Annotated in this window: 5 protein-coding genes; 1 reads left to right on the top strand and 4 read right to left on the bottom strand. The window is 41.1% G+C overall.

Features of this window, described 5'->3' with window-relative positions; all coding sequences use genetic code 11:
• Window positions 1-1,515 (top strand): AAA family ATPase (locus tag B2R65_RS03055; protein WP_286741003.1); only part of this gene is annotated, 1,515 nt, incomplete at its 5' end.
• A 242-nt stretch (window positions 1,516-1,757) separates the two neighbouring features.
• On the opposite strand, the gene infA is transcribed toward B2R65_RS03055, so the two are convergent.
• The 4 genes from infA to B2R65_RS03035 all read right to left on the bottom strand — a co-directional run.
• Entirely contained in the window at window positions 1,758-1,976 is a 219-nt protein-coding gene (gene infA / locus B2R65_RS03050; protein WP_002962494.1) for a translation initiation factor IF-1, read from the bottom strand.
• Window positions 1,977-2,066: 90 nt separating this feature from the next.
• Window positions 2,067-2,771 carry an arginyltransferase gene (locus tag B2R65_RS03045; protein ID WP_286740929.1) on the bottom strand — a complete coding sequence of 235 codons (705 nt, stop codon included), beginning with the start codon at window positions 2,769-2,771 and terminating at the stop codon, window positions 2,067-2,069.
• A complete protein-coding gene (gene aat, locus B2R65_RS03040) occupies window positions 2,764-3,480 on the bottom strand; it encodes a leucyl/phenylalanyl-tRNA--protein transferase (protein WP_286740927.1) in 717 nt (238 codons plus the stop codon). Before aat ends, B2R65_RS03045 begins: the two co-directional genes overlap by 8 nt.
• Window positions 3,481-3,576: 96 nt before the next feature.
• Window positions 3,577-4,338: FAD-dependent oxidoreductase (locus tag B2R65_RS03035; protein ID WP_286740926.1), on the bottom strand; the 762-nt coding region annotated here is incomplete at its 5' end.

Genomic DNA, 4,338 nt, shown 5'->3' with positions numbered 1-4,338 from the left:
CTTGATATGGGCGCATTGCTTGCCGGCACTAAATACCGTGGCGACTTTGAAAAACGCTTTAAGAGCCTGTTAAAAGAGTTACAAGCTAAACCTAACTCAATATTATTTATTGATGAAATACACACTATTATTGGTGCAGGTGCTGCATCGGGTGGTGTTATGGATGCATCTAACTTACTTAAACCGCTACTTTCGAGCGGGCAGTTACGTTGTATGGGCTCAACCACTTACAATGAGTACAAAAATATTTTTGAAAAAGACCGTGCGTTAGTACGCCGTTTCCAAAAAATTGATGTACTTGAACCGAGTGTGGCTGATACCACTAAAATTTTAAATGGTTTAAAAGAGCGTTATGAAGAACACCATGGCATTCGTTACACGCAGAAAGCACTAAAAGCAGCTGCAGAGTTAAGTGCTAAATACATTAATGAGCGTCACTTACCTGATAAAGCCATTGATGTAATAGACGAAGCTGGTGCTAACCAGCGTTTACAGCCAAGCTCTAAGCGCAAAAAAACCATTGGTGTATCAGATATTGAATCAATCATCGCCAAAATGGCCCGTATTCCGGCGCAAAGTGTGTCATCTACTGATAAAGAAACCCTCAAAAATCTTGATCGTAATCTTAAAATGTTGGTGTTTGGGCAAGATCAATCTATTGATGCGCTTACCTCAGCTATTCGCTTATCGCGATCTGGACTTGCAAACGAAGACAAGCCAGTAGGCTCGTTCTTATTTGCTGGACCTACAGGTGTTGGTAAAACAGAGGTGACTAAACAGCTTGCTAAGTGTATGGGCGTAGAGTTTATTCGCTTTGATATGTCAGAGTATGTTGAGCGCCATGCAGTGAGCCGTCTAATTGGTGCGCCTCCTGGGTATGTTGGTTTTGAACAAGGTGGTTTACTCACCGAAGCCGTTATTAAAAATCCCCATGCAGTTGTGTTATTGGATGAAATTGAAAAAGCCCATCCAGATATTTACAACATACTACTGCAAGTCATGGATCACGGTACGTTAACCGATAACAATGGTCGTAAAGCGGACTTTAGAAACGTGGTTGTGGTTATGACAACCAATGCCGGTGTGCAAGAAACAACACGCAAATCGATTGGCTTTACCGAGCAAGATCATACGCATGATGCAATGAGCGAAATTAACAAGGTATTTTCACCCGAATTTAGAAACCGCTTAGATAATATTATTTGGTTTAACCACCTTGAAAAAGAGGTTATCTTGCAAGTGGTTGACAAGTTTGTAGTTGAGCTGCAAGCACAACTAGATAAAAAGTCGGTTAACCTTGAACTGACCTCTAAAGCGCGTGAATGGTTAGCAGACAAAGGCTACGACAAAGCGATGGGGGCACGCCCAATGGCACGTGTTATTCAAGATGAGCTTAAAAAGCCGTTGGCTAATGAAATACTCTTTGGTGAGCTGGTTGATGGCGGTACTGTTAAAGTGTCAGTTAAAGATAAGAAAATTAACTTTGACTATGAAAGCAATTTAGCACCCGCTTAAATAAGAGCATTCACTCATAATACCCATCCGCTAAACAGTAACTTAATTATGCGAATGGGTATACAAACTAGCCTGCGCGATACGCGTGGGCTTTTTTTGCCTTTTTATAGGCAACAAAAAACCCAGCAAAAGCTGGGTTTTTTGTTTATTAAATGTAATTGCTAGTCAGTACCATCAATTACATTTAATAAACGCTTTAAGCTAGTTATTCACTAGCCAAAAACTAAATCTCGTTTACGCACTTAGCGAGCACGGAATACGATACGACCTTTCGATAAATCGTAAGGCGTCATTTCTACCGTTACTTTATCGCCGGTTAAAATACGGATGTAGTTTTTGCGCATTTTACCTGAAATATGAGCCACAACTACGTGACCATTTTCTAGCTCAACTCGGAACATTGTATTTGGTAAAGTATCAAGGACAGTCCCTTGCATTTCGATTACGTCTTCTTTCGCCATGTTTAGCGTAACACCTCTTTAATAGTTAAACGCTGCAGATTTTGCCCAAAATACGCCAATAAGTAAAGGCGCAGCGGGCATTTTTGCAAATTAAATAGCCAACCACTGGTCATTAACGTGTTTTTGCGCGGGTAAAAACTGAGTTTTGTATTTCATTTTGGTGCATTCATCGATTTGGTAGCCTAAATACACAAATTCTTTATTTTGTTGTTTGGCAAATTCGAGCTGCTGTAAAATCATCACAGTGCCTAAACTGTAGTGCTCAAAGTCGGGATCGAAAAACGTATAAATAGCTGAAACAGCATTATCCATACAATCGGTTACGGCTACTGCAACTAAAGTGTCTTGGTGCCAAAGTTCAATAAACGTTATTTCTAGCCAGCTACAAAATAAAAAACTTTGAAATTGCTCTATATTAGGGGGGAACATAGTGCCATCGCTGTGACGTAATGAAATGTATTTACTATAAAGTGGGTAATATTCTTCGCGCTTAGCCTGGGTGTATTTAACTTTAAAGTGTGCTTTTACTTTATTGAGTTTTCGTTTTTGGGATTTTGAAGGGGTAAACTCTTGAGCTAACACGCGTACAGAATTACAGGCACTACACGAAGGGCAATGAGGTCGGTAAATTTGGTTACCGCTACGCCTAAAGCCGAGCGATAAAAGCATCTCAAATTTTTGCGTGCTGTAACAGGTAGGGTCAAGGATTACCAATAATTGTTCTTGCCTGTCAGGTAAATAGCTACAAGCAAACTCTTGGCTAAGGCCTACGCGAGAAGGTATGTGCTCACTCATAAATTGCTATTAACTCCTGTGGCTGCCACATCATCGGGTTGAGGCTGTAAGAACCTGCTAATTTAAGTCTAGTCAAAAATTCTGAGCGAGGGATCACTTTTGCACCTAAAGAGGTTAAATAGGGGTTTTCTAGTTGGCAGTCAATAAAATGTGCATTATGGCGTTTTAACCAATTAACTAACGCCCACATGGCCAGTTTTGAGCAATTAGTATGATGATGAAACATCGACTCGCCACAAAAAATGCCATTTTGCATAATGCCATAAAGCCCACCGGCAAGTTCGCCGTTTTGCCATACCTCAACACTATGCGCAATTTTAGCGTCATGTGCAGCAATATAAGCGCTTAACATGTCGTTAGTTATCCACGTGCCTTCGGTGTCTATACGTTGCTCACAGCACGCTTCTATCACCTCAGCAAAGGCATTGTTAATGGTTACTTTTACTGGGTGCTTTTTTAAATGTTTACGCAAGCTTTTACTTATACGAAAGTCATTTAGCTCTACAATGCCGCGTTCACTTGGCGACCACCACATAATGGGCTCACCTTCGCTAAACCACGGAAAAATCCCCATTTTATAGGCATTACTTAATCGCTTTACAGATAAATCGCCGCCTATGGCAAGCAGTCCATCGGGGGAGGTGAGTGCATATTCGGGATTTGGAAATGCTATATCGGTTTCACTGAGTTGGTATAGCTGGTTTCTCATAGAGGGCTTAACTTATTAATTATCATAAAAGTGTAACTACATTTTAGGCATAAAAAAAGGCTGAATTATCAGCCTCTTTTAAAATATTTAACGTGATTACAGATTATCTAAGAAACGTTCTGCATCTAGGGCTGCCATACAACCTGTACCTGCAGATGTAATTGCTTGACGGTAAATGTGATCAGACACGTCACCTGCGGCAAATACGCCAGGTACACTTGTTTGAGTAGCGTTACCGTTAAGACCAGACTCAACCACTAAATAGCCGTCTTTCATCTCTAGTTGGCCTTCAAACATGTCGGTGTTTGGCTTATGGCCGATAGCAATAAACACACCGGCTAAGTCAAGCTCTTCGGTTGAATCAGATTGCGTATCTTTAATACGAACGCCAGTTACGCCCATGTCATCGCCAAGAACTTCGTCTAGCGTGCGGTTGTAATGTAATACTACGTTACCATTTTGTGCTTTTTCGTTAAGACGATCAGCAAGAATTTTTTCACTGCGGAAGCTATCACGACGGTGAATAACGTGTACTTCATCCGCAATGTTAGATAAGTAAAGCGCTTCTTCTACTGCTGTGTTACCACCCCCTACAACGGCAACTTTACGCCCTTTATAGAAAAAACCATCACACGTAGCACATGCAGATACACCACGACCTTGAAAGTTAGTTTCAGACTCTAAGCCTAAGTATTTAGCCGACGCACCTGTGGCAATAATTAATGCATCACATGTGTAAGTACCTTGGTCGCCAGTAAGCGTGAAAGGGCGCTTAGACACATCTACTTTATTAATGTGGTCAAACACAATTTCCGTTTCAAAGCGCTCAGCGTGCTCTTTCATACGGTCCATTAATGC

Origin of the sequence: Pseudoalteromonas sp. UBA2102 (assembly GCF_002331165.1) — a bacterium.
GTDB classification, from domain to species: Bacteria; Pseudomonadota; Gammaproteobacteria; order Enterobacterales; family Alteromonadaceae; genus Pseudoalteromonas; species Pseudoalteromonas atlantica.
Note: the sequence above shows the minus strand (reverse complement) of the source record. Positions and strands in the feature narration are given on the sequence as shown.

What these genes read in the sequence shown, in the direction of transcription:
- infA (WP_002962494.1), bottom strand. Translation starts at nt 1,976, where the DNA reads ATGGCGAAAGAAGACGTAATCGAAATGCAAGGGACTGTCCTTGATACT.
- B2R65_RS03045 (WP_286740929.1), bottom strand. Translation starts at nt 2,771, where the DNA reads ATGAGTGAGCACATACCTTCTCGCGTAGGCCTTAGCCAAGAGTTTGCT.
- aat (WP_286740927.1), bottom strand. Translation starts at nt 3,480, where the DNA reads ATGAGAAACCAGCTATACCAACTCAGTGAAACCGATATAGCATTTCCA.